Below are 20014 nucleotides of genomic sequence, written 5' to 3'. Positions count from 1 at the left end.
TTATTTATCCTCCAGCAAGTGGGTGTCGAAGTCGTTGCGCAGGGCATCGATGCCTTCCAGGCGATCGGCCAGGTCCGGGCTGCGCAGGGTCAGGCAGGCAATCAGTGCTTCAACCTGAGCCAGCGCCGGGACCATCGTGTCGAACGGCGAAGCCGACTCCACCGGGGCGCTGATGATCATGTCGGCCAGTTCGCGCAGCGGTGAGGCATAGATGTCGGTGAACAGCACGACGCGAGCATTGTTGTTTTTCGCGGCGCTGGCCACGCGCAAGGCCTGGGTCTGGTAACGGCGATAGTCGAACACCAGCACTACGTCCTGGCGTTGCAGATCGAACAGACGATCGGGCAGTTGCGCGTTGTCTTCCAGCGCAAAGCAGCCGGGGCGCAGCAGACGCAAATGATTGAGCAGGTAAGTCGCCATCAGGCTGCTGAAGCGTCCGCCGAAGCAGTAGACCTGATGCCGGGTGTCGAGCAGCCAGTCGGCGAGAATGCGCACGTCTTCCGGTTGGGTCAGGGCCTGGGTTTCGGCCAGCAGGTTGTGGCTGTGAGCCAGGTAATGACTCCAGGCATCGTCCTTGTTCTGATGCGAGCGCGGCTGCAACAGGGTACGCGGCGAGCGCAGGCGATGGTCCATGTCGCTGAGCAGGGCGTCCTGGAAGTCGGCGTAACCACCGAAGCCGAGTTTTTTCACCAGCCGCACGATGGTCGGATCGCTGACGCCGGCATGTTCGGCCAGGCGCGCCATCGGGCCAAGTCCGTTGCGTGGATACAGATCGAGCAAGGCGCGAACGACTTTGCGCTCCGACGGCGTCAGGTCAAGGCCGGGGTCGGTGATCAGGTCTCTTAAAGGGGGCATCCGGGCTCCTGCTGGATGGGGTGTTGAATTCGCTTCACAATCCGTTAAAACAGTATTTATGTAACTGGCGCTACATGTCTAGCGAATTTTTCGGCGTTTAGACCAGGCCCCAAAATGGGGCGCAATGCCCGTAACGCAAGGGCTACACGGATGTCGATCAGTCTTGTAGTCCATTGCCCATCGTGGTGTCAGACATTGCCGCTTTCAAATGCTTAAGGCATCAATCGACTTGTCCGGAGCCTCCCGGTTTACGGCACAATTGCCGCCGCATCAGCGACTTTGTCGATGACCGTCCTGTCTTCCAGCCGAGTGACTCCCCGTGCAGACCACCCGTTTGACATTGATCTGCCATGCCAGAACCGTCGCACAAAAATTGGCGTGTTTTCCTACGAACGAACCTGTTGAAGAAACGGCGCTGGCGTCCTGCTCGCTGGCTTTGCGTTTCGACACAGCATCGCGTCTGATTTGCGCCCCGGAACTGCGCACTCGCCAGACGGCGGCGTGGTTCGGCCATGAAGCGCAAATCGATCAGGCCCTGCGTGATTGCGACTGGGGACGCTGGCAAGGTCAGTCGATCAAGTATTTGCAACGGAACGAACCCGAGGCCTTGCAAACCTGGCTCGAAGATCCGCACGCCGCCCCCCATGGCGGTGAGTCGGTGGCGCAGTTGCGTGAGCGGGTCGCCGCGTGGCTGGTTTCACTGCAAGCCACCCCAGGGCACGTGGTGGCGGTTACCCATCCGTTCGTGATTCGTGCTGCCTTGATGCAGGTCGTGCAGGGTGAGGCGTTTCACAGCCTGGATGTCGAGCCGCTGGCGGCGGTCGATCTGCGATTTGCCGGGCGCTGGCGACTACGCTTGTCCGGCATGAGCCTGGAAGGAGCAGAGTAATGAAGCGATTGCTGGTGATCGGCATCGGTGCCGGTAACCCGGACTACATCACGATGCAGGCGGTGAAGGCGCTGAATCGGGTGGACGTGTTTTTCCTGATGGACAAGGGCCAGAGCAAGGACAAGCTGATCGACCTGCGGCGAGAAATCTGCGAACGCTACATCACCGATCGTACCTACCGTTTCGCCGAAGCCCACAGCCCGGAACGCGAGCGTGGCGATGTGGACTACAGCGCCAGCGTCGATGATCTGAACCGCGCCAAGCAGCAAACCTTCGAACGCCTGATCAATGACGAATTGTCTGACGGGCAGTGCGGCGGTTTTCTGGTGTGGGGCGACCCGGCGTTGTACGACAGCACCATTCGCATCCTGCAGGCGATTCTGGCCTCGGGGCGATGTGCGTTTGAATTCGAGGTCATTCCCGGCATCACCAGCGTTCAGGCCTTGGCGGCGCAACACAAGGTGCCGTTGAACACCATCGGCCGCTCGATTGAGATCACCACCGGCCGACGCCTGGCGGCGGGGCAGGTGAGTGACACGGACAGTCTGGTGGTGATGCTCGACGCGGAAGATTCCTACCACCAGGTGGCGGATCGGGAGACCGAGATTTACTGGGGCGCCTACCTCGGCACGCCGGACGAAATCCTCATCCATGGCAAGCTCAGCGACGTTGCCGATGAGATCGAGCGGGTGCGCAAAGCTGCGCGGGTCGAGCATGGCTGGATCATGGACACTTATCTGTTGCGCAAGCCTTGATCTCTCGACCAAAGCGTTCGCGATACACCGACGGCGGCACCCCGACCACGCTGCGAAACGCCACACGAAAGCTTTCCACCGAGCGATAACCGCAGCGCAAGGCGATCTGCTCGGTGTTCTGCGGCGTGCTTTCCAGTAATTCCCGGGCTCGGGCCAGGCGTTCGTGCTGCAACCAGGCCTTGGGTGACTGGCCGCTGGCTTCGCTGAATTTGCGCAGGAAGGTGCGTTCGCTCATCGCCGCTTCGCTGGCCAGATCGCGCACTTCCAGCGGTTCGTGCAGGCGCTCGCGGGCCCACTGCATCACGCGCGACAGATCGCTGCGCGGCGTCGGGCTGACCGGCGTCGGAATGAATTGCGCCTGACCGCCGGTACGTTGTGGCGACATCACCAGCCGTCGCGCCACCGAGTTGGCGATCTGGGTGCCGAAGTCCCGCGCCACCAGATGCAGGCAGGCGTCGATCCCGGCTGCGCTGCCGGCCGAGGTAATCAATTGGCCGGAATCCACGTAAAGCACATCCGGATCGACATCGATGGCCGGAAAGCGCTCGGCCAGCTCCGAGGTGTAGCGCCAGTGAGTGGTGGCGCCGTGCCCGTCGAGCAGGCCGCTGGCCGCCAGAACAAACACCCCGGAGCAGATCGACAGCAACCGGGCGCCGCGTGAATGGGCATCACGCAATGCTTCAAGCAAGGCTTCCGGCACCGGCGCATTTCGGTCGCGCCAGCCGGGAATGATGATGGTCCGCGCATCCGCCAACAATTCCAGACCACCGTCCGCCAGCACCTGAATCCCGCCCATCGCGCGCATCGGCCCTTGATCGACCGCCGCAATGCAGTGCGCGTACCACGGGAAATCGAACTCCGGCCGGGCCAGGCCAAAGATCTCCACGGCGATGCCGAACTCGAATGTGCAGAGGCCGTCGTAGGCCAGAATCGCGACCAATCCAGGTGAATCAGGCATTTGGCGGAAAATTCCCGGTGAGTGTCTTGTGCGCCACTGTAGCGGCAAGCGGCGCCTCGATAAAGTCTGTTCATGCCCACCGACAACGGAGTGATTCAACATGCCCAGCCTGGTTCGCGAGATTCCTGCAGCGCCTTCGGCCATTGCCCTGATGCATTTCAGCAACCGTCTGACCTTCGAAACCGATTGTTCCGATGTCTTCAGCAGCCAGCAGGCCGGCGAAGTCGACTTTGTGCTGGTGGACGTGCGCGGGCCGCTGGCCTTCGAGCGTGGACATGTGCCAGGGGCGATCAACATTCCCGGGCGTTTGCTGACGGCGGAAGGGCTGGTGGACTACCCAAAAAACACGCTTTTCGTGGTTTATTGCGCCGGCCCTCACTGCAATGGTGCCAATAAGGCCGCGGTGAAGCTGGCGGCGTTGGGCTATCCGGTCAAGGAGATGATCGGTGGAGTGACCGGGTGGCTGGATGAAGGCTTTCAGTTGAGTGTTGCGACACCACGCGTCGCCACCGCGCCGATCGCCTGCGATTGCTGATAGCCGGAGGGTTGCCGCTTCGGCGGCACTTTTGTCGGCTTTGTCCTACAACCCTCGCACCGCTCCGGCGCACACTTTTCCCACGTGATGGCACTCGCCGATTTTCTGTAAGTATTTGTCGCTTAAAAACAATTTGCCCCGTGCGCGCCGCCATAGACTGCCGGCCACTTCGGTTTTTTTGCGCTGTACAGCCCAAGGCCGAACCTGACAATCGAAAGCTGCCAATAAAAGCCTCCGCACACGGGAGTAATAAATGAAAAAGCTGGTTATGTTCGGTGCCCTGGCACTGTCGATGTTGTCCCTGACCGCCGTGGCCGAAGACGCCAAGCCGATCCGTATCGGTATCGAAGCCGGTTACCCGCCATTCTCGATGAAAACCCCTGACGGCAAACTGGCCGGTTTCGACGTGGACATCGGCGACGCGCTGTGTGAGCAGATGAAAGTCAAATGCACCTGGGTCGAGCAGGAGTTCGACGGCCTGATCCCGGCGTTGAAAGTGAAGAAGATCGACGCGATCCTGTCCTCGATGACCATCACTGACGACCGCAAGAAAAACGTCGATTTCACCATCAAGTACTACCACACCCCGGCGCGCTTCGTGATGAAGGCCGGTTCCGGCGTGAAAGACCCGCTGGTCGAGCTCAAAGGCAAGAAAGTCGGCGTGCTGCGTGCCAGTACCCACGACCGTTACGCCACCGAAGTGCTGGTGCCGGCCGGGATCGAGCTGGTGCGTTACGGCTCGCAGCAGGAAGCCAACCTGGACATGGTCTCCGGTCGTATCGACGCGATGCTGGCCGACTCGGTCAACCTGAGCGACGGCTTCCTGAAAACCGACGCCGGCAAAGGCTTCGAATTCGTCGGCCCGACCTACGAAGACGCCAAGTACTTCGGCGGTGGCGCCGGTATTGCGGTGCGTAAAGGCGATACCGAGCTGGCGGAGAAATTCAACGCCGCCATCAACGAAATCCGCGCCAACGGCAAGTACAAGCAAGTGCAGGACAAGTACTTCGACTTTGACGTGTACGGCCATTAATACGCCGTAGAAAAAAGTGGCCCCGTTGACGCGGTGGCCACTTTTTTTTCGCCCGTGATTTATCCTGTCAGCACATTTTCAATGCAGTCATTGCCTCGGCAACGACTACAGAATTTCCGGAGTTCCCCATGCAACGCATCGACCACCTTCTGCCCTGGAGCCACCTGGGCAGCGAACGTTCCCTGAGCGTGTTTCGTTACGGCGCCGGCCCGCGCAAGGTCTACATCCAGGCCAGCCTGCACGCCGATGAACTGCCGGGCATGCGCACCGCGTGGGAGCTGAAAAAACGCCTGGCCGAACTGGAAAGCAACGGCCAGTTGCAAGGCGTGATCGAACTGGTGCCGGTGGCCAACCCGATCGGCCTCGATCAGCACCTGCAAGGCAGTCACATGGGGCGTTTCGAGCTGGGCAGCGGCAAGAATTTCAACCGCTCCTTCGTCGAACTCAGCGCGCCGGTGGCCGAGCGCATCGGGAGTCAGTTGGGCGGTGATGCCCAAGCCAACATCGCGCTGATCCGCCAGGCCATGGGCCAGGTACTCGATGAACTACCAGCCCCGGCCTCGCAACTGGAAGCACTGCACCGTCTGTTGCTGCGCCACGCCTGTGAGGCCGACATCACCCTCGATCTGCATTGCGACTTCGACGCCGCAATTCATATTTACGCACTGCCGCAGCACTGGCCACAGTGGCAATCCCTCGCCGCACGGCTGAAGGCTGGCGTGGCGCTGTTGTGTGAAGACTCCGGCGGCAGTTCGTTCGATGAATCCTGCTCCTCGCCGTGGTTGCGACTGGCCCGGGCTTTCCCGAACGCGGCGATTCCACCGGCCAACCTCGCCACCACCCTGGAGCTGGGTAGCATGGGCGACACCCGCGTCGATCAGGCCCAGGCCAATTGCGAGGCGATCCTGGGCTTCTTGGCCGAGCAGGGCTTTATCAGCGGCGAATGGCCGAAAGCGCCGGACGAATGCTGCGAAGGCATGCCGTTCGAAGGCACCGAATACCTGTTCGCCCCGCACCACGGCGTGGTGAGTTTCCTGCGGGATGCAGGTGAGTGGGTCGAGCGTGGCGATGCGCTGTTCGAAGTGGTCGATCCGCTGAACGACCGCGTGACCACCGTTCGCGCCGGCACCAGCGGCGTGTTGTTCGCCATCGATCGCGGACGCTACACCCAGCCGGGGATCTGGCAGGCGAAAGTGGCGGGGCGTGAGCCGATTCGAGTCGGGAAGCTGATCAACGACTGACACCCTATCCTCCGGATCACAGTGTTAGGCTCTGCCCCGAACCCTGCACTGTGTGAAGGAAGGCTTATGTTGAAGGTGTTTGCGCTGTTGACGCTGCTGGCGTCCACTGCCGTTCAGGCTCAGACCTCGCTGCAAAACGATCTGCCGCTCAACTACCTGGCCCAGGTGCACCCGGACGCCGAACCGCGTCCGCTGGTGATTTTCCTGCATGGCTATGGCAGCAACGAAGCAGACTTGATCGGTATGAAATTTCAGCTGCCCAAGCAGTACAACTACCTGTCGGTGCAGGCACCGATGGCGTTGGGAGAAGGGCGTTTCCAGTGGTTTCGCAAGAAAGGCGAAGGTGCCTACAACGGCGAGACTGATGATCTGAAGGCCAGCAGCCAGAAACTGCGGGCCTTTATTGCCGCTGCAGCGCAGAAATATCACGCGCAACCGGAGAAGGTGTACCTGATCGGTTTCAGCCAGGGCGCGATGATGACCTACGAGGTCGGACTGCGGCAGCCAGCGGCGGTGGGTGGCATCGCGGCGTTGAGCGGGCGGCTGTTGCCGGTGCTCAAGAGCGAGCTGAAGTCGGAGCAACAGCATCCGCCGCTGGAAATCTTCATCGGCCACGGCACGGCGGATGACCGGGTGCCGTACAGCGGTGGCACCGAAGCCGATGCGTTGTTGCAGAAGCTGTCGTACAAAACGCAATTTCATGCCTATCCCGGCGTCGGCCACAGCATCAGCGCGGCCGAGCTTCGGGATTTGAACGACTGGTTGCAGCAACTCAACCCGTGAAGATCATTTTTCCTTGAGGATGGTTTTCACCAGCGCCTCGTGACCGCTCTTGTCGCTGGCCCGGGAAATCACCTGGACCAGCGCCATGCGCGTGCCGGAACCGGCCAGCAACGTGGTGTTGAGAGTCTGGCCGCCGCCCTGGGTGGCGGTGCTGTCGACTTGGCGCAGGCCCAGGCCGTTGCCTTTCTGGGTCAGGCTCTTTTCGCTGAGCTTGTTGAAGTCCGGCAGGGCCTTGCGTTGGGCGTCGATGAAATCGGAGACGGTGCCGTCCAGAAACGCACTGTCGTTGTCCTTGACGTTTTTGCCTTCGGGAATCTGGTTTTCGGCGACGATGACCACAGTCTTGGTGGCGTCGTTGCTGTACATGGTGCCCTTGGCACCGGTCGGGCCGGCGGGCAGCGGGTCGCCGACAAAGCCCTTGGGCAGGACGAAACTGAATTTGCCTTCCAGCATCGAGACTTTCTCGGTGACAGCCTTCTCTTTGGCCTTGGCTGCCTGAGCATTGATGGCGCCGAAACCGGCCACCGCCGCCAGCAACAGGACGACGGCTTTCTTGCTAAGCAATGACATTCGAATCTCCGAGGGATGGTCGCGCTTGGGCGGCGATCATCCCACGGAGCACACCTGGCACTCCAGAGCGGTTTGTCCGGGCGGGTTCAGTTCGGCGAAGGTGCCGACGCGGGTTTGGCCAGCAACTGCCGGGTGACGCCCAGCATCGCCACCGAAACGGCCACGGCCACCACGAAACCACCGAAACCCAGATTGGGAACCGTCAGCGCCAGCACCAGACAAAACGCCGAAAACGAATACATCCCCGTCGCCGTCGCCTGCAACAACGCGGCGGTAAACGCCGGGCCACGGGTCTGCTGGGAGAACACCGCCATCACGCTGCCGAGCACCGGGAACACCGCGAGCAGACCGCTCCAGCGTTCGCCGACGGTGCTGGCCAGCATTGTCACCACCAGCGTGAGCGCGGCCCCGGCAATCATCCGCCAGACCAGCTTGTCCGACTTCGGCGCCGGGCCACTCACCACCGGTTGCACCTTGGGAAACAGGTATGGCGCGGCAAGAAGGGCAGTTGCAGCGGCGGCAATCGAGAGGGGCAGAGAGGCCGGTATCAGCGACAGGATCAACGCCAGCACGGCCCAGACCGATAAAGAAACCACCAACGCCAGCGGCCAGCTCGCCCGCTGCGCCACCTGCGCGTAAGTGATGCAAAACGCGATCATCGCAAACATGGCCGACAGCGCCGCCACCGCCGATTGCGCGGCAAACGCCGGGCCTTGCTCGATGGCGAGGAAAAACAGAATCGGCCCGACTACCACCGGCAACCCCGACAGCCACCCGGCGACGCTGGGGCCCCAACGCTTGCCCGCGAGGGAAATCAGCAGCAGGAAACCGGGAATCAGCAGCAGTTTGAGGATCAGCACGCAGGTGTCTCCTTCGGGTCAATAAGGGCCACGTTAGCATTGTGGTTCACGGATTGCTGCATATGCATGCAAAACATGTATACAAAAACATGGGTGTGATTGCCGACTATGCTCTGGGTATCAGGGTTTACCGGAGTCGATATCGCGATGAGCAATACACCGAAGTTGTTGCGTGGATGCTGCGGGATCGGCTTGTGGGCCTTGTTGCTGACACCCACCTGGGCCAGTTGGCAAGACGTGGTGCCCGGTGCGCAAATCATTGGCACCGGCGATTTCAGCATTTTCGGTTTCGACGTTTACAACGCCCGGTTGTGGAGCGCCGCGCGTCCATTGGCCGATGGTCAGCCCTTCGCCCTGGAGCTGATCTACCGGCGCAGCGTGTCCCGCGAAGATTTGGTCAAGGCCAGCGTCGACGAGATCAAACGCCTGGCAGGCGCCTCCATCAGTCCTGCGCAACTGGCGGTGTGGCAGGCCCAGATGCAGCAATCGTTCGTCGACGTGCAGGCCGGCACGCGGATCACCGGGGTGTATCTGCCGGGGCAGGGCGCGCGGTTCTTTGTTGGCCAACAGTTGCAGCACGAAATCAACGACCCGTTGTTCGCCCAGGCTTTTTTCAACATCTGGCTGGATCCACGCACACGCAATCCCGAACTGCGCCGGCAATTGCTGGGTACTGCCCAACCCTGAACGCAGCACATCGGCGCTTGGGCCTGCCGACTGAAACGTCTAAGCTGCGCCTTTCGACTTGTTTCTGGATGTGTTTGTGAAGTTCAGCTTGCCCAAAATCGCCACGGCGCCGTTCTGCCCGCCGGAAGTGGCCGGAAGTGTCCCGGTCGATCCCAACGCCTCGTTCTTCAAACGCGTGCTGCGCTTTGCCGGCCCCGGTTTGCTGGTGTCGATCGGCTACATGGATCCCGGTAACTGGGCCACCGCCATCGAGGCCGGTTCGCGTTTCGGTTACAGCTTGCTGTTCGTGGTGTTGCTGGCGAGTCTGGCGGGCATGGTTGTGCAATGCCTGTGCTCGCGGCTGGGCATCGCCACCGGGCGTGATCTGGCGCAGCTTTCCCGCGAACGCTACAGCACTCCGACGGCGCGGCTGCAATGGGTGCTGGCGGAAATCTCGATCATCGCCACTGACCTTGCGGAAGTACTCGGCTGTGCGCTGGCGTTTCACCTGCTGCTGGGTTGTTCGTTGACGTTCGGCATCGCGCTGACCGCATTCGATACGCTGCTGGTGTTGGCCCTGCAAAACCGCGGTTTCCGCCGGCTGGAGGAGATCATGCTGGTGCTGGTGGGCACCATCGGCGCGTGTTTCTTCGTCGAGCTGCTGCTGATCAAACCGTACTGGCCGGACGTCGCCCAAGGCTTCAAACCCTCACTGTCGGCGATCAGCGATGCCGCGCCGTTGTACCTGGCCATCGGCATCCTTGGCGCCACGGTGATGCCGCACAACCTGTACCTGCACACCTCGATCGTGCAGACACGGTTGATCGGCAAGGATCTGGCCAGCAAGCAGGACGCGGTGAAACTGGCGCGCATCGACACCATCGGTTCACTGGCGCTGGCGTTATTGGTCAACGCGGCGATCCTGATTCTCGCGGCGGCAGCCTTTCATCAGTCCGGGCACACCGACGTGGTCGACATCCAGGACGCCTATCACTTGCTCGATCCGCTGGTGGGCGGCGCGCTGGCCAGTGTGCTGTTCGGCGTGGCGCTGCTGGCTTCGGGGCAGAGTTCGACCTTCACCGGCACCATCGCCGGGCAAGTGATCATGGAAGGCTATCTGAAACTGCGAATCCCTTGCTGGCAGCGACGCCTGATTACCCGTGGGCTGGCGCTGATTCCGGCGTTCATCGGCGTGTGGCTGATGGGCGACGGCGCGGTGGGCAAGTTGCTGGTGCTGAGCCAGGTAGTGCTGAGCCTGCAATTGCCGTTTGCGCTGTATCCGCTGATTCGCATGACCAACGACAAACGGCTGATGGGGCCGTTTGTGAACCGGTTGCCGACCAAGATTCTCGCGTGGGGATTGTTTGTAGTGATCAGTGGGGCGAATGCCTGGCTGATTCTGCAACTGGCCGCGTAGCCGGTGTGATCGGCCCGACACTCCGCGCTCCAATGGGACGCAGAGCGTCCCCGGCTGCATTCCCACGCGGAGCGTGGGAACGATCATGCGTGAAGCGTGGGGCGATCATTACGATCATGAGCCAAACGCTTCGACTACAAAATCAATGAACACCCGGGTCTTGGCCGGCAGCAAGGTACGGCTCGGGTAGTACAGCGAAATCGCGCCGGCATCGCATTGCCAGTCGGGCAACAGCCGCACCAGTTCACCGCGTTCGATCTGCGCGCTGACATCCGGCAGCACCAGCATCGTCACGCCCAAGCCCAGCAGCGCAGCCTTGCGCATGGCCATCGGATCATTCAGCACGATGTTCGGGTTGAGCAGGGCGCTGGCCTGTTCGCCGGCCTCGTTGTGCATCTGCCATTGGCGCAGGCGCCCGGTGCGCAGGCCGCGCATGACGATGCCGTGGTGATCGGCGAGATCGGCCGGATGTCGCGGCAGTGTGCGGCCCGCCAGATACGCCGGCGACGCCACCGCCAGCACTTCGGCGGACGACAATGGCCGGGCGACCACGCCGGGCGTCAGCTCGAAGCCGCCACCAATCGCCACGTCATAACCCTCGGCGATCAGATCCACCTGACGATTTTCGAAGTTCCATTCCGGGCGAATCAGAGGATAACGCGCCAGAAACTCCGGCAGCAGCGGCAGCATGTGATCGATGCCGAATGTCGGCGGCAGGCTGATCTTGAGCACACCCGCCGGCTCGCCGCGCTCGGTCGCCACCGTCGCAATCGCTGCCTGCAAGGCGTCGAGGTTGCCGCCGATACTCGCCAGAAAACCCTCACCGGCCTCGGTCAGCGATAGTTTGCGGGTCGAGCGTTGAAACAGCCGTACGCCGAGGTTGCGTTCAAGAATCGCCACGTTGCGACTGACCGCCGCCGGAGTCAGCGCCAGCAACCGCGCAGCAGCAGAGAAGCTGCCGGTCTCGGCGCTGCGAACGAAGGATTCGAGATTGGCGAGGGTTTCCATGGATTTCGACCTGATAGTGATACTTGAAGATCATTCAAGGCATTACCGGCTAATCAAGTGGGAATGGCAAGCGCAAGATTCGTTTCGAGTCTTACCCCACTTTGAGGAGAACACCATGAGCACTATCGGAATCATCGGCGCTGGCGCCATCGGTTCAGCGTTTGCCAAAGCCTTGTCGCGTCAGGGCATCCCGTTGGTCATCGCCAACAGTCGCGGGCCGGAGACTTTGGCCGAACTGGTCGCAGAACTCGGCCCGACTGCCCGTGCCGTTACCCGAGAAGAAGCGGCGGCCCAAGACATCGTGCTGGTCGCGGTGAACTGGTCGAAACTGCCGATGGCACTGGCCGGGCTGCCGGACTTTGGCGGGCGGATCGTCATCGACGCCAACAACTCGATTGAAGCGCCATCGTTCAAACCGGTGGACTTGCAGGGTCGACCTTCCAGCGAAGTGTTCGCCGAGTGGGTGCCGGGCGCGCGGGTGGTCAAGGCGTTCAACCATTTGCTGGCGCGCTTGCTGGAAGCGGATCCGGCGTCGGAGGGGGGCAAGCGCGTGTTGTTCCTGTCCGGGGATGATGCGCAGGCCAAGGCGGAAGTGGGTGCGCTGATCGATCAGCTCGGCTTCTTCGGTATCGATCTGGGCGAATTGAGCGTGGGCGCGCGGCTGGTGCAGTTCCCGGGCGGGCCGTTGCCGGTGCTGAATCTGGTGAAGTTCGCCTGACGTCCGGGCAAAAAAATACCCGGTGCGACGTGAGTCGTACCGGGTTTGTTGCCAACGGGCAGTGGATGTCGTGGATCCGCCGCCCGCTGTTGAACCTCTTTTGCGCTTAAGCGCGTTCCAGTGCCAGGGCCACGCCCTGACCGCCGCCGATGCACAGGGTCGCCAGACCCTTTTTCGCATCACGCTTGATCATTTCGTGCAGCAACGTCACCAGCACACGGCAGCCCGACGCACCGATCGGGTGACCGAGGGCAATGGCGCCGCCGTTGACGTTGACCTTGTCCAGATCCCATTGCAGATCCTTGGCCACCGCCAGGGACTGTGCGGCGAAGGCTTCGTTGGCTTCGATCAGGTCGAGTTGGCCGATGCTCCAGCCGGCCTTGTCCAGGCAGCGGCGAGTGGCGGAAACCGGGCCGATGCCCATGATCGCCGGGTCGACGCCGGCGTTGGCGTAGGCGGCGATTTTCGCCAGCACCGGCAGGCCCAGGGCCTTGGCTTTTTCGGCGCTCATCAGGATCACGGCAGCCGCGCCGTCGTTCAGCGACGAAGCGTTGCCGGCCGTGACGCTGCCGTCCTTCTTGAAGGCCGGACGCAGTTTGGCCAGGGATTCGGCGGTGGTGTCGCCGCGTGGCTGCTCGTCGACCTTGAACGCCACCGGATCGCCTTTGCGCTGCGGGATCAGGATCGGGGTGATTTCATCGACAAAACGACCGGCCTCGATGGCGGCGGCGGCTTTCTGTTGCGACGCGGCAGCGAAGGCGTCTTGCTGTTCGCGGCTGATCTCGTATTTCTCGACCAGATTCTCGGCGGTGATGCCCATGTGGTAATCGTTGAACGCATCCCACAGGCCATCGCTGATCATGGTGTCGACGATTTGTGCGTGACCCATGCGCAGACCGGTGCGCGCGCCCGGCATTACATAGTTGGCCAAGCTCATGTTTTCCTGGCCACCGGCGATGATCACGTCCGCGTCGCCGCAACGGATCGCCTGAGCGCCGAGGTGCAGGGCCTTGAGGCCCGAGCCACAGACCTTGTTCAGGGTCATGGCCGGTACGGCGTGGGGCAGACCGGCCTTGATCGCCGACTGGCGCGCCGGGTTCTGGCCGGCGCCGGCGGTCAGCACTTGGCCCATGATCACTTCATCGACCTGGGCACCGTCCAGACCGGTCTGCTCAAGCAACTGGCGGATGACCGCTGCGCCCAGATCCACGGCGGAGACGCTGGCCAGCGATCCCTGGAAACTGCCGATCGCGGTACGCGTGGCGGCAACAATGACGACGTCTTGCATTTTCGAATTCCTCACTCGGCAGCGAACTGCATTTCTGGTACGTGATCCGGGACGATCAGCTTACCAGCGGTTTTGGCGACGATTTCCTCGACGCTGACGCCAGGTGCGCGTTCCTTGAGGACAAAAGCGCCATTTTCGATTTCCAGGTAGGCCAGGTCAGTCAGGACGCGCTTGATGCACCCGGCGCCGGTCAGCGGCAGGCTGCACTGGCTCAGCAACTTGGACTCACCGTCCTTGGACGCGTGGGTCATGATGACGATGATGTTGTCGGCGCTGGCTACGAGGTCCATCGCGCCGCCCATGCCCTTGACCAGTTTGCCGGGGATCATCCACGAGGCGATGTTGCCTTGTACGTCGACTTCGAAGGCGCCGAGCACGGTCAGGTCGACGTGGCCGCCGCGGATCATCGCGAAGGACTCGGCGGAGTTGAAGATCGACGCGCCGATACGGGCGGTCACGGTTTGTTTACCGGCGTTGATCATGTCGGCGTCGATGGTGTCTTCAGTCGGGAAAGGGCCCATGCCGAGCAGGCCGTTTTCCGATTGCAGCATGACTTCCATGCCTTCGGGGATGTAGTTGGCGACCAGGGTCGGGATGCCGATACCGAGGTTCACGTAGTAGCCGTCCTGCATTTCGCGGGCGACGCGTTGAGCCATTTGTTCGCGGGTAAGTGCCATGTTCTTGTTCTCCGTCAGCCTGGATTATTTGCGGATGGTGCGTTGTTCGATGCGTTTTTCGAACGTGCCGCAAATGACCCGGTCGACGTAGATGCCGGGCGTGTGGATGTGTGCCGGATCCAGCTCGCCGGGTTCGACGATTTCTTCGACTTCGACCACGGTGATCTTGCCGGCGGTGGCGGCCAGCGGGTTGAAGTTCTGCGCGGTGTGGCGGTAGATGACGTTGCCGAAGTGGTCGGCTTTCCAGCCTTTGACGATGGCGAAGTCGCCGGTGATGGATTCTTCCATCAGGTACTTGCGACCGTGGAATTCACGCACTTCCTTGCCTTCGGCGACCGGGGTGCCGACGCCAGTGGCGGTGAAGAACGCCGGAATGCCGGCACCGCCTGCGCGCATTTTCTCGGCGAGGGTGCCTTGCGGGGTCAGGACGACTTCGATGTCGCCTTTGAGCAGTTGCTCTTCGAACAGTTTGTTTTCGCCGACGTAGGAGGCGACCACCTTGCTGATCTGGCGGTCGGTCAGCAGCACGCCGAGGCCGAAGCCATCGACGCCGCAGTTGTTGGAGACGACGGTGAGGTCGCGGGTGCCCTTGCGCTTGATCTCGGCGATCAGGTTTTCCGGAATGCCGCACAGGCCGAAGCCGCCGGCGATCACGGTCATGCCGTCTTCAAGACCTGCCATGGCTTCCTCGTAGGAATACACGCGCTTGTCGAAACCTGCCATATGCACCTCTTTTATTGTTTGTCGGGCGGCTGGCTAGCCGAATGACTGGAGTGTCGCGCTCAAGGATATATTTGTTAAGTTGATTTTTAAGGTTGATTGATTGATAAAGCTCAATAGTTGGCTTTGTTGATCGTTCCCATGCTCCGCGTGGGAACGCCTCCGGGGACGCTCTGCGTCCCAGTGACGCGGAGCGTCACGGGCTGCGTTACCACGCAGACGGTTCGACGCCTCGACGTGGGAACGATCAAGACTCTGATAGGGAAGCATAGCGTTCATGACCATCAAGCAGATCCGCGCCTTTCTCGCCGTCGCCCAGAGCCTGAGCTTCGCCGTGGCCTGCGAGCGTCTGCACCTGTCGCAGTCGGCACTGAGCCTGACCATCAAGGCGCTGGAAGAAGGCCTGGGCGGGCGCCTGTTCAGTCGCAACACGCGCAACGTGGCGCTGACCCCGGAAGGGGAATCGCTGCTGCCGCTGGCCCGGCGCCTGATCGCCGATTGGGACAACGCCGAAGACGAAATGCGCCAGCGCTTCAGCCTTCAGCGCGGGCGGGTGACGCTGGCGGCGATGCCGTCGTTTGCCGGCAATCTGCTGCCGCCGATCCTCAAGACCTTTCGCGCGCGTTATCCGAACGTCAACGTCACGGTCAACGACGTGATCAACGAGCAAGTGCTGGAAATGGTTCGTGATCGTCAGGTCGAACTCGGCGTGGCCTTCGAGCCGATGCAGAACACCTCGCTGACGTTCACGCCGCTTTACCGCGATCGTTTCGTTGCCGTGGTGCCGCAGGATTCGCCGCTGGCTGATCGCAGTGACATTGATTGGCAGACCTTGCTGCAGGAGCCGTTCATCACCCTGCAACGACCGTCCACGGTGCGTGTGATGCTGGAAGAACACTTGCAGGCTCGAGGGATGAAACTGCCGGTGGAATTTGAAAGCCATCAACTGGCGACGGTCGGGCGGATGGTGGCGAGCGGGCTGGGCGTCAGTGCGGTGCCGGCCTTGTGTGCCGGGCAGATGCGCGAGTTGGGCGCGCATTGCCTGACCTTGCACGAGCCGGTGGTGGAGCGGGCGATTGGCGTGCTGACGGATCCGGGGAATGAACTGTCGGCGGCGGCGCAGGCGTTGTTCGACATCCTTAAGGCTGAGCATTGAGGCGTTGTGCCAGTAGCGGCAGCAACTGTTCGCACGACGCTTCAATCTTCAAATCCAGCAACTCATCCGCCCGCGTCTTCCCCAGATTGATCGCAATCAGCGGCTTGCCCCGATCCGCAATCACCCGGCACAAGCGAAACGCCGAATACGCCATCAGCGACGAACCGACCACCAGCATCCCGGCGGCATTTTCCGCCAGCGCCATGGCCCGCGCCGCCGTCGGCTGTGCCACGTTCTCGCCAAAAAACACCACGTCCGGTTTCATCCGCTCGCCTGCGCAATGCGGGCAATGCGGCACCTGAAAGCGCGCCTCGAAAGCCGGATCGAGCAGAGTATCGCCGTCCGGTGCCTGCACGGCATCGACGCCCGCCAGATACGGGTTCTGCGTTTCCATCAGTTGCTGAATCGAGTCCCGCTCGCTGCGCTGGCCGCAATCCAGACACAGCACCCAGTGCAGGCTGCCGTGCAGTTCGATGACATCGCGACTGCCGGCCTGATCGTGCAGGGTGTCGACGTTCTGGGTAATCAGGCCGCCGATCCGGCCGTGGCTTTGCAGACTGGCCAGCGCCTCATGGGCAGCGTTCGGTCGCGCCTGGCGCACCCGTGGCCAGCCGAGCATGGCCCGGGCCCAATAGCGCCGGCGCGATTGCGGGGCAGCGAGGAATTCCTGGTACATCATCGGCTGCCGGCCCCGGCGCACACCGTCGCTGTCGCGGTAGTCCGGAATGCCTGACGGCGTGCTGATGCCGGCGCCGGTCAGCACAATGAAGTCGCCGTCGGCCATGACCTGTTGCAAATAGTCGAGCGGGTCGGGGAGGGGACGGTCGAGCATGATCAGCGCTCCGCAGGCGGTAAGTGCCTTGCAGGTTAGCACCGACGGACGCCTCTTTTCAGAGGCGTCCGCTGCCCGAGGTTACTTGCGCGCCTCCAGAATCAGGTTGAACGGCGTCTGCGTCGCCCGCCGGAAGTGTTTGAAGCCCGCTTCGGTAAATACCTTGCGCAGGCGCAACTCGCCGGCCTGCGCACCGAGGCCGAGGCCCACTTCCTGGGACAGCGAATTTGGTGTGCAGATGAACGTTGACGCGGCATAGAACAAGCGTCCGACCGGCGTGATGTTTTCGTCCAGGGTGTCGTTGGCAAACGGCTCGACCAGCAGCACCGTGCCGTCGTCTTTCAAGGATTCAAAGGCGTGTTTGGCAGCTCCGACCGGGTCGCCCATGTCGTGCAGGCAGTCGAAATAGCAGATCAGGTCATAGTCATCGCCGGGATAGCTTTTCGCCGTGCCCTGGAAGAACCGCGCGCGACTGCTGACGCCGCCTTCTTCGGCCCGTTGGGTGGCGACGGTGATCGAAGGTGCGTGATAGTCGAAGCCGACGAACCGCGAGTTGGGATAGGCCTGGGCCATGATCACCGTGGACGCACCGTGACCGCAGCCGATGTCGGCGACCTTGGCGCCTGCTTCGAGTTTGGCCACCACGCCGTCCAGCGCCGGCAGCCACTCGGCGATCAAATGCCCCTTGTAGCCGGGGCGGAAGAAGCGCTCGGTGCCGGTGAACATGCACGGATGGTGATCGCCCCAGGGCAGGGCGCCGTTGCCGCGCATGGCTTTGACCAGTTTGTCTTTGTCATGGAAAAACGACGCCACCACGCCCAAGCCGCCGGCCACGTACACCGGCGAATCCTCCTTGGCCAGGGCCAGCGCCTGTTCTTCCGGCAGACGAAATTTGCCGTCGTGGTGTTCCATGTAGCCGGACGCCGCGTGGGCGCTCAGCCATTCGCGCACCAGTCGCGGGTTGCAGGTGGTTTTTGCAGCGAGGGTTTCGGGGCTGATCGGCTGGCTGTCGGCCATTGCCCGATACAGGCCGAGTTCTTCGCCGACAATGACATTGGCCAGCATCGCCGCGCCGCCCATGTCGTTGACCAGTTTGCCCATGAATTCATTGAGTCTGGCCTCGTCCATTTCATGTGCTCCTTTGACAGGATCACAGTCCGGTGGCGTTGGGGGTCGAGGCATTCACCACCGGGCGGTGGTCGTGGAAACGGGCAGGGCGACACTGCTGTCCTGCGTCCCCCTCGACTGGGTACTGATTGAGTCTAGCCGCTGTTGGCGCTGGCGGGAGCGGGCTGTGTGGATTTCGGGGTTGTGTATCGCGACGGTGTCTGTATCCCACTGTGTACAGGCCCGCCGCCGATACAAATCCCGCCACTTCCCCCGCATTACCCACACAGCCGCGATACACCCGCCGGTTTTACTGAACCTGTCAGTCGCCACGCCCGGCGGCTCCTCAGTAGAGATCTTGCCCATGCAGATTCCCCACCCCTCCTTGCAGGCCAGCGTCGGGCTCGGCCTGCGTCGCGGCCTGATGAAAGACCTGCAGGCCGCGCGCACCGGCGATTTCGACTTTCTCGAAGTGGCGCCGGAAAACTGGATCGGCGTCGGCGGTGCCCATGGCGCCGCGTTGCGCGAGCTGGCCGAGCGCTATCCGTTGTCCTGCCACGGGTTGTCGTTGTCGCTCGGCGGTTCGGCGCCGCTGGACGTGGGCTTTCTCCGGGAAGTGCGAACCTTTCTCGATCAGCACAAGGTGCCGCTGTACAGCGAACACCTGAGCTATTGCAGCGACGACGGTCACCTCTACGACCTGCTGCCGCTGCCGTTCACCGAAGAAGCGGTGCACCACGTCGCCGCGCGGATTCGCCAGGCCCAGGACATTCTCGGCAGGCGGCTGGCTGTGGAAAACGTTTCCTACTACGCCGCGCCCCGGCAGGACATGGACGAAGTGACCTTCACCAACGCCGTGCTGCGCGAGGCCGATTGCGACCTGCTTCTCGACGTGAACAACGTCTACGTCAACTCGATCAACCACGGTTTCGACCCGCAGACGTTCCTGGCCGCCATCGAGCCGGGCCGGGTGGTCGGGATGCACGTGGCTGGGCACTTTGACGAGTCCGACACGCTGAAGATCGACACCCATGGCGCCTCGGTCAAACCGGTGGTCTGGTCGTTGCTGGCCGACGCTTATGCCCGATTCGGCGCGCAGCCGACCTTGCTGGAGCGGGATTTCAATTTCCCCGCGTTCTCTGAACTGGTGGCCGAGCTGCAAACCATTCGCCGTCTGCAAATCGAAGGAGGCCCGCGTGGATAATCTTCTGCGGCAACAACAGGCGTTGACCCGCTACCTGCGCGATCCAGAGCATGAAGCGCCGCCCGCCGACATGAACGCGGCACGGGTCAATGTCTATCGCGATCTGGTGTTCAACAACGTCTCGCAACTGCTGGGCAGCACGTTTCCTGTGCTGATCCGGATCATCGGCCAGGAACGCTGGCGCACATTGATTCGTGGCTTCCTGCGGGACTACCGGGCGCAGACGCCGAAATTCGGCGAGATCGCCGAGGAGTTTGTCGGTTACCTGGCGTCGGAGCCCGCTGTATTGAGCGCGGGTGACTGGCCGGCGTTTCTGGTGGAACTGGCGCATTACGAATGGGTGGAAATGGTATTGCAGCAGTCTGACGCTGAACCCTTGCCTGCGAGCAATCCGGCGCACTTGTTGGAGCGGCCGTTGCAGGTCTCGGCGCTGGCCTGGGCATTGGCGTACACCTGGCCGGTGCAGATGCTCGGGCCGGATCATCAACCGGCCACGCCGCCGGCCCAGCCGACGCTGTTGCTGGTGCGGCGCACGACGGACTGGAGTGTGAAGTTTTCCGAGTTGAGCCCATTGGCGTGGCGGCTGTTGCAGCGGATCGACGAGTTCCCGTTGCTGAGCGGTCGCGAGCAGTTGCAAGGGTTGGCGATGGAGGCGGGATTGCCCGGAACTGCGTCGTTCATGGACAGCGGACTGGCGTTGCTGCGCCAGATGCATGAGGACGGTGTGATCGGCATTGTCTGA

22 protein-coding genes are annotated in these 20014 nt (G+C 62.1%); 12 read left to right on the top strand and 10 right to left on the bottom strand.

Features of this window, described 5'->3' with window-relative positions; translation table 11 throughout:
• Nucleotides 1–855, bottom strand: coding sequence for a MurR/RpiR family transcriptional regulator (locus CAF80_RS20260; protein ID WP_074687784.1), 855 nt, complete (start codon nucleotides 853–855; stop codon nucleotides 1–3).
• Nucleotides 856–1174: 319 nt separating this feature from the next.
• Here CAF80_RS20260 and CAF80_RS20255 point away from each other — a divergent pair, with 319 nt between their 5' ends.
• Both CAF80_RS20255 and cobF read left to right on the top strand, forming a co-directional pair.
• Nucleotides 1175–1744: a histidine phosphatase family protein gene (locus CAF80_RS20255; RefSeq protein ID WP_074687785.1), complete on the top strand. Its 570-nt coding sequence runs from the start codon at nucleotides 1175–1177 to the stop codon at nucleotides 1742–1744.
• A complete protein-coding gene (gene cobF / locus CAF80_RS20250) occupies nucleotides 1744–2499 on the top strand; it encodes a precorrin-6A synthase (deacetylating) (protein WP_039767814.1) in 756 nt (251 codons plus the stop codon). The genes CAF80_RS20255 and cobF overlap by 1 nt, the downstream gene beginning before the upstream one ends.
• Here cobF and ftrA read toward each other — a convergent pair.
• Nucleotides 2468–3457 (bottom strand): transcriptional regulator FtrA, encoded by a 990-nt coding sequence (gene ftrA, locus CAF80_RS20245; protein WP_039767815.1) that lies wholly within the window; start codon nucleotides 3455–3457, stop codon nucleotides 2468–2470. The genes cobF and ftrA overlap by 32 nt on opposite strands.
• A 100-nt stretch (nucleotides 3458–3557) precedes the next feature.
• Here ftrA and CAF80_RS20240 point away from each other — a divergent pair, with 100 nt between their 5' ends.
• From CAF80_RS20240 to CAF80_RS20225, 4 genes are all read left to right on the top strand, one after another.
• The gene (locus tag CAF80_RS20240) at nucleotides 3558–3992 is read left to right on the top strand and encodes a rhodanese-like domain-containing protein (RefSeq protein ID WP_039767816.1); all 435 of its coding nucleotides are present in this window, start codon (nucleotides 3558–3560) and stop codon (nucleotides 3990–3992) included.
• 253 nt (nucleotides 3993–4245) lie between these two features.
• Nucleotides 4246–5025, top strand: coding sequence for an ABC transporter substrate-binding protein (locus tag CAF80_RS20235; RefSeq protein ID WP_039767817.1), 780 nt, complete (start codon nucleotides 4246–4248; stop codon nucleotides 5023–5025).
• Nucleotides 5026–5153: 128 nt separating this feature from the next.
• Nucleotides 5154–6266, top strand: coding sequence for a succinylglutamate desuccinylase/aspartoacylase family protein (locus tag CAF80_RS20230; RefSeq protein WP_074687786.1), 1113 nt, complete (start codon nucleotides 5154–5156; stop codon nucleotides 6264–6266).
• A 66-nt stretch (nucleotides 6267–6332) separates the two neighbouring features.
• Complete coding sequence (locus CAF80_RS20225; RefSeq protein ID WP_074687787.1) at nucleotides 6333–7049, top strand: alpha/beta hydrolase; 717 nt, start codon at nucleotides 6333–6335, stop codon at nucleotides 7047–7049.
• A gap of 3 nt (nucleotides 7050–7052) precedes the next feature.
• Here the strand turns inward: CAF80_RS20225 and CAF80_RS20220 are convergent, their stop codons facing one another.
• Together CAF80_RS20220 and CAF80_RS20215 are read right to left on the bottom strand one after the other, a co-directional pair.
• A complete protein-coding gene (locus CAF80_RS20220) occupies nucleotides 7053–7619 on the bottom strand; it encodes a hypothetical protein (protein ID WP_074687788.1) in 567 nt (188 codons plus the stop codon).
• Nucleotides 7620–7705: 86 nt separating this feature from the next.
• On the bottom strand, nucleotides 7706–8479 hold the full coding sequence (locus CAF80_RS20215) for a hypothetical protein (protein WP_074687789.1): 774 nt from the start codon (nucleotides 8477–8479) through the stop codon (nucleotides 7706–7708).
• Between the two features lie 147 nt (nucleotides 8480–8626).
• On the opposite strand from CAF80_RS20215, the gene CAF80_RS20210 reads away from it, so the two are divergent.
• Together CAF80_RS20210 and CAF80_RS20205 are read left to right on the top strand one after the other, a co-directional pair.
• Nucleotides 8627–9166, top strand: coding sequence for a chalcone isomerase family protein (locus tag CAF80_RS20210; RefSeq protein WP_074687790.1), 540 nt, complete (start codon nucleotides 8627–8629; stop codon nucleotides 9164–9166).
• Nucleotides 9167–9242: 76 nt separating this feature from the next.
• Entirely contained in the window at nucleotides 9243–10562 is a 1320-nt protein-coding gene (locus CAF80_RS20205; RefSeq protein ID WP_085667833.1) for an Nramp family divalent metal transporter, read from the top strand.
• Between the two features lie 114 nt (nucleotides 10563–10676).
• Here the strand turns inward: CAF80_RS20205 and CAF80_RS20200 are convergent, their stop codons facing one another.
• On the bottom strand, nucleotides 10677–11570 hold the full coding sequence (locus CAF80_RS20200) for a LysR family transcriptional regulator (RefSeq protein ID WP_074687791.1): 894 nt from the start codon (nucleotides 11568–11570) through the stop codon (nucleotides 10677–10679).
• Nucleotides 11571–11685: 115 nt separating this feature from the next.
• Between CAF80_RS20200 and CAF80_RS20195 the strand changes: the two genes are divergently transcribed.
• Nucleotides 11686–12288, top strand: a complete 603-nt coding sequence (locus CAF80_RS20195; protein WP_074687792.1) for an NADPH-dependent F420 reductase — start codon at nucleotides 11686–11688, stop codon at nucleotides 12286–12288.
• Between the two features lie 106 nt (nucleotides 12289–12394).
• Here CAF80_RS20195 and CAF80_RS20190 read toward each other — a convergent pair whose 3' ends face one another.
• Genes CAF80_RS20190 through CAF80_RS20180 form a run of 3 tightly spaced genes read right to left on the bottom strand, consistent with a single transcriptional unit; the run spans nucleotide 12395 to nucleotide 14976 of the window.
• Nucleotides 12395–13576 (bottom strand): acetyl-CoA C-acetyltransferase, encoded by a 1182-nt coding sequence (locus CAF80_RS20190; protein ID WP_039767824.1) that lies wholly within the window; start codon nucleotides 13574–13576, stop codon nucleotides 12395–12397.
• An 11-nt stretch (nucleotides 13577–13587) separates the two neighbouring features.
• The gene (locus CAF80_RS20185) at nucleotides 13588–14253 is read right to left on the bottom strand and encodes a CoA transferase subunit B (RefSeq protein ID WP_039767826.1); all 666 of its coding nucleotides are present in this window, start codon (nucleotides 14251–14253) and stop codon (nucleotides 13588–13590) included.
• Nucleotides 14254–14277: 24 nt separating this feature from the next.
• Nucleotides 14278–14976 carry a CoA transferase subunit A gene (locus CAF80_RS20180; protein ID WP_007956274.1) on the bottom strand — a complete coding sequence of 233 codons (699 nt, stop codon included), beginning with the start codon at nucleotides 14974–14976 and terminating at the stop codon, nucleotides 14278–14280.
• A 274-nt stretch (nucleotides 14977–15250) separates the two neighbouring features.
• Here CAF80_RS20180 and CAF80_RS20175 point away from each other — a divergent pair, with 274 nt between their 5' ends.
• A complete protein-coding gene (locus tag CAF80_RS20175; RefSeq protein ID WP_039767829.1) occupies nucleotides 15251–16129 on the top strand; it encodes a LysR family transcriptional regulator in 879 nt (292 codons plus the stop codon).
• Here CAF80_RS20175 and CAF80_RS20170 read toward each other — a convergent pair.
• A complete protein-coding gene (locus tag CAF80_RS20170) occupies nucleotides 16113–16961 on the bottom strand; it encodes an NAD-dependent protein deacetylase (RefSeq protein ID WP_074687793.1) in 849 nt (282 codons plus the stop codon). The genes CAF80_RS20175 and CAF80_RS20170 overlap by 17 nt on opposite strands.
• Before the next feature lie 81 nt (nucleotides 16962–17042).
• Nucleotides 17043–18089, bottom strand: coding sequence for a class I SAM-dependent methyltransferase (locus CAF80_RS20165; protein WP_074687794.1), 1047 nt, complete (start codon nucleotides 18087–18089; stop codon nucleotides 17043–17045).
• Between the two features lie 343 nt (nucleotides 18090–18432).
• Here CAF80_RS20165 and CAF80_RS20155 point away from each other — a divergent pair, with 343 nt between their 5' ends.
• Both CAF80_RS20155 and CAF80_RS20150 read left to right on the top strand, forming a co-directional pair.
• Nucleotides 18433–19272: a DUF692 domain-containing protein gene (locus tag CAF80_RS20155; RefSeq protein ID WP_074687795.1), complete on the top strand. Its 840-nt coding sequence runs from the start codon at nucleotides 18433–18435 to the stop codon at nucleotides 19270–19272.
• Complete coding sequence (locus tag CAF80_RS20150; RefSeq protein ID WP_074687796.1) at nucleotides 19265–20014, top strand: DUF2063 domain-containing protein; 750 nt, start codon at nucleotides 19265–19267, stop codon at nucleotides 20012–20014. The genes CAF80_RS20155 and CAF80_RS20150 overlap by 8 nt, the downstream gene beginning before the upstream one ends.

It is taken from the genome of Pseudomonas sp. B34(2017) (assembly GCF_002112915.1).
In the GTDB taxonomy this organism is placed as follows: domain Bacteria; phylum Pseudomonadota; class Gammaproteobacteria; order Pseudomonadales; family Pseudomonadaceae; genus Aquipseudomonas; species Aquipseudomonas pharyngis.
The sequence above is the reverse complement of the archived record's forward strand: the minus strand, read 5'-3'. Positions and strand labels throughout refer to the sequence as shown.

Excerpts from the sequence above, each read along its gene's own strand:
- CAF80_RS20260 (WP_074687784.1), bottom strand. The coding sequence starts at position 855 with ATGCCCCCTTTAAGAGACCTGATCACCGACCCCGGCCTTGACCTGACG.
- cobF (WP_039767814.1), top strand. The coding sequence starts at position 1,744 with ATGAAGCGATTGCTGGTGATCGGCATCGGTGCCGGTAACCCGGACTAC.
- ftrA (WP_039767815.1), bottom strand. The coding sequence starts at position 3,457 with ATGCCTGATTCACCTGGATTGGTCGCGATTCTGGCCTACGACGGCCTC.
- CAF80_RS20240 (WP_039767816.1), top strand. The coding sequence starts at position 3,558 with ATGCCCAGCCTGGTTCGCGAGATTCCTGCAGCGCCTTCGGCCATTGCC.
- CAF80_RS20235 (WP_039767817.1), top strand. The coding sequence starts at position 4,246 with ATGAAAAAGCTGGTTATGTTCGGTGCCCTGGCACTGTCGATGTTGTCC.
- CAF80_RS20230 (WP_074687786.1), top strand. The coding sequence starts at position 5,154 with ATGCAACGCATCGACCACCTTCTGCCCTGGAGCCACCTGGGCAGCGAA.
- CAF80_RS20225 (WP_074687787.1), top strand. The coding sequence starts at position 6,333 with ATGTTGAAGGTGTTTGCGCTGTTGACGCTGCTGGCGTCCACTGCCGTT.
- CAF80_RS20220 (WP_074687788.1), bottom strand. The coding sequence starts at position 7,619 with ATGTCATTGCTTAGCAAGAAAGCCGTCGTCCTGTTGCTGGCGGCGGTG.
- CAF80_RS20210 (WP_074687790.1), top strand. The coding sequence starts at position 8,627 with ATGAGCAATACACCGAAGTTGTTGCGTGGATGCTGCGGGATCGGCTTG.
- CAF80_RS20200 (WP_074687791.1), bottom strand. The coding sequence starts at position 11,570 with ATGGAAACCCTCGCCAATCTCGAATCCTTCGTTCGCAGCGCCGAGACC.
- CAF80_RS20195 (WP_074687792.1), top strand. The coding sequence starts at position 11,686 with ATGAGCACTATCGGAATCATCGGCGCTGGCGCCATCGGTTCAGCGTTT.
- CAF80_RS20190 (WP_039767824.1), bottom strand. The coding sequence starts at position 13,576 with ATGCAAGACGTCGTCATTGTTGCCGCCACGCGTACCGCGATCGGCAGT.
- CAF80_RS20185 (WP_039767826.1), bottom strand. The coding sequence starts at position 14,253 with ATGGCACTTACCCGCGAACAAATGGCTCAACGCGTCGCCCGCGAAATG.
- CAF80_RS20180 (WP_007956274.1), bottom strand. The coding sequence starts at position 14,976 with ATGGCAGGTTTCGACAAGCGCGTGTATTCCTACGAGGAAGCCATGGCA.
- CAF80_RS20175 (WP_039767829.1), top strand. The coding sequence starts at position 15,251 with ATGACCATCAAGCAGATCCGCGCCTTTCTCGCCGTCGCCCAGAGCCTG.
- CAF80_RS20170 (WP_074687793.1), bottom strand. The coding sequence starts at position 16,961 with ATGCTCGACCGTCCCCTCCCCGACCCGCTCGACTATTTGCAACAGGTC.
- CAF80_RS20165 (WP_074687794.1), bottom strand. The coding sequence starts at position 18,089 with ATGGACGAGGCCAGACTCAATGAATTCATGGGCAAACTGGTCAACGAC.
- CAF80_RS20155 (WP_074687795.1), top strand. The coding sequence starts at position 18,433 with ATGCAGATTCCCCACCCCTCCTTGCAGGCCAGCGTCGGGCTCGGCCTG.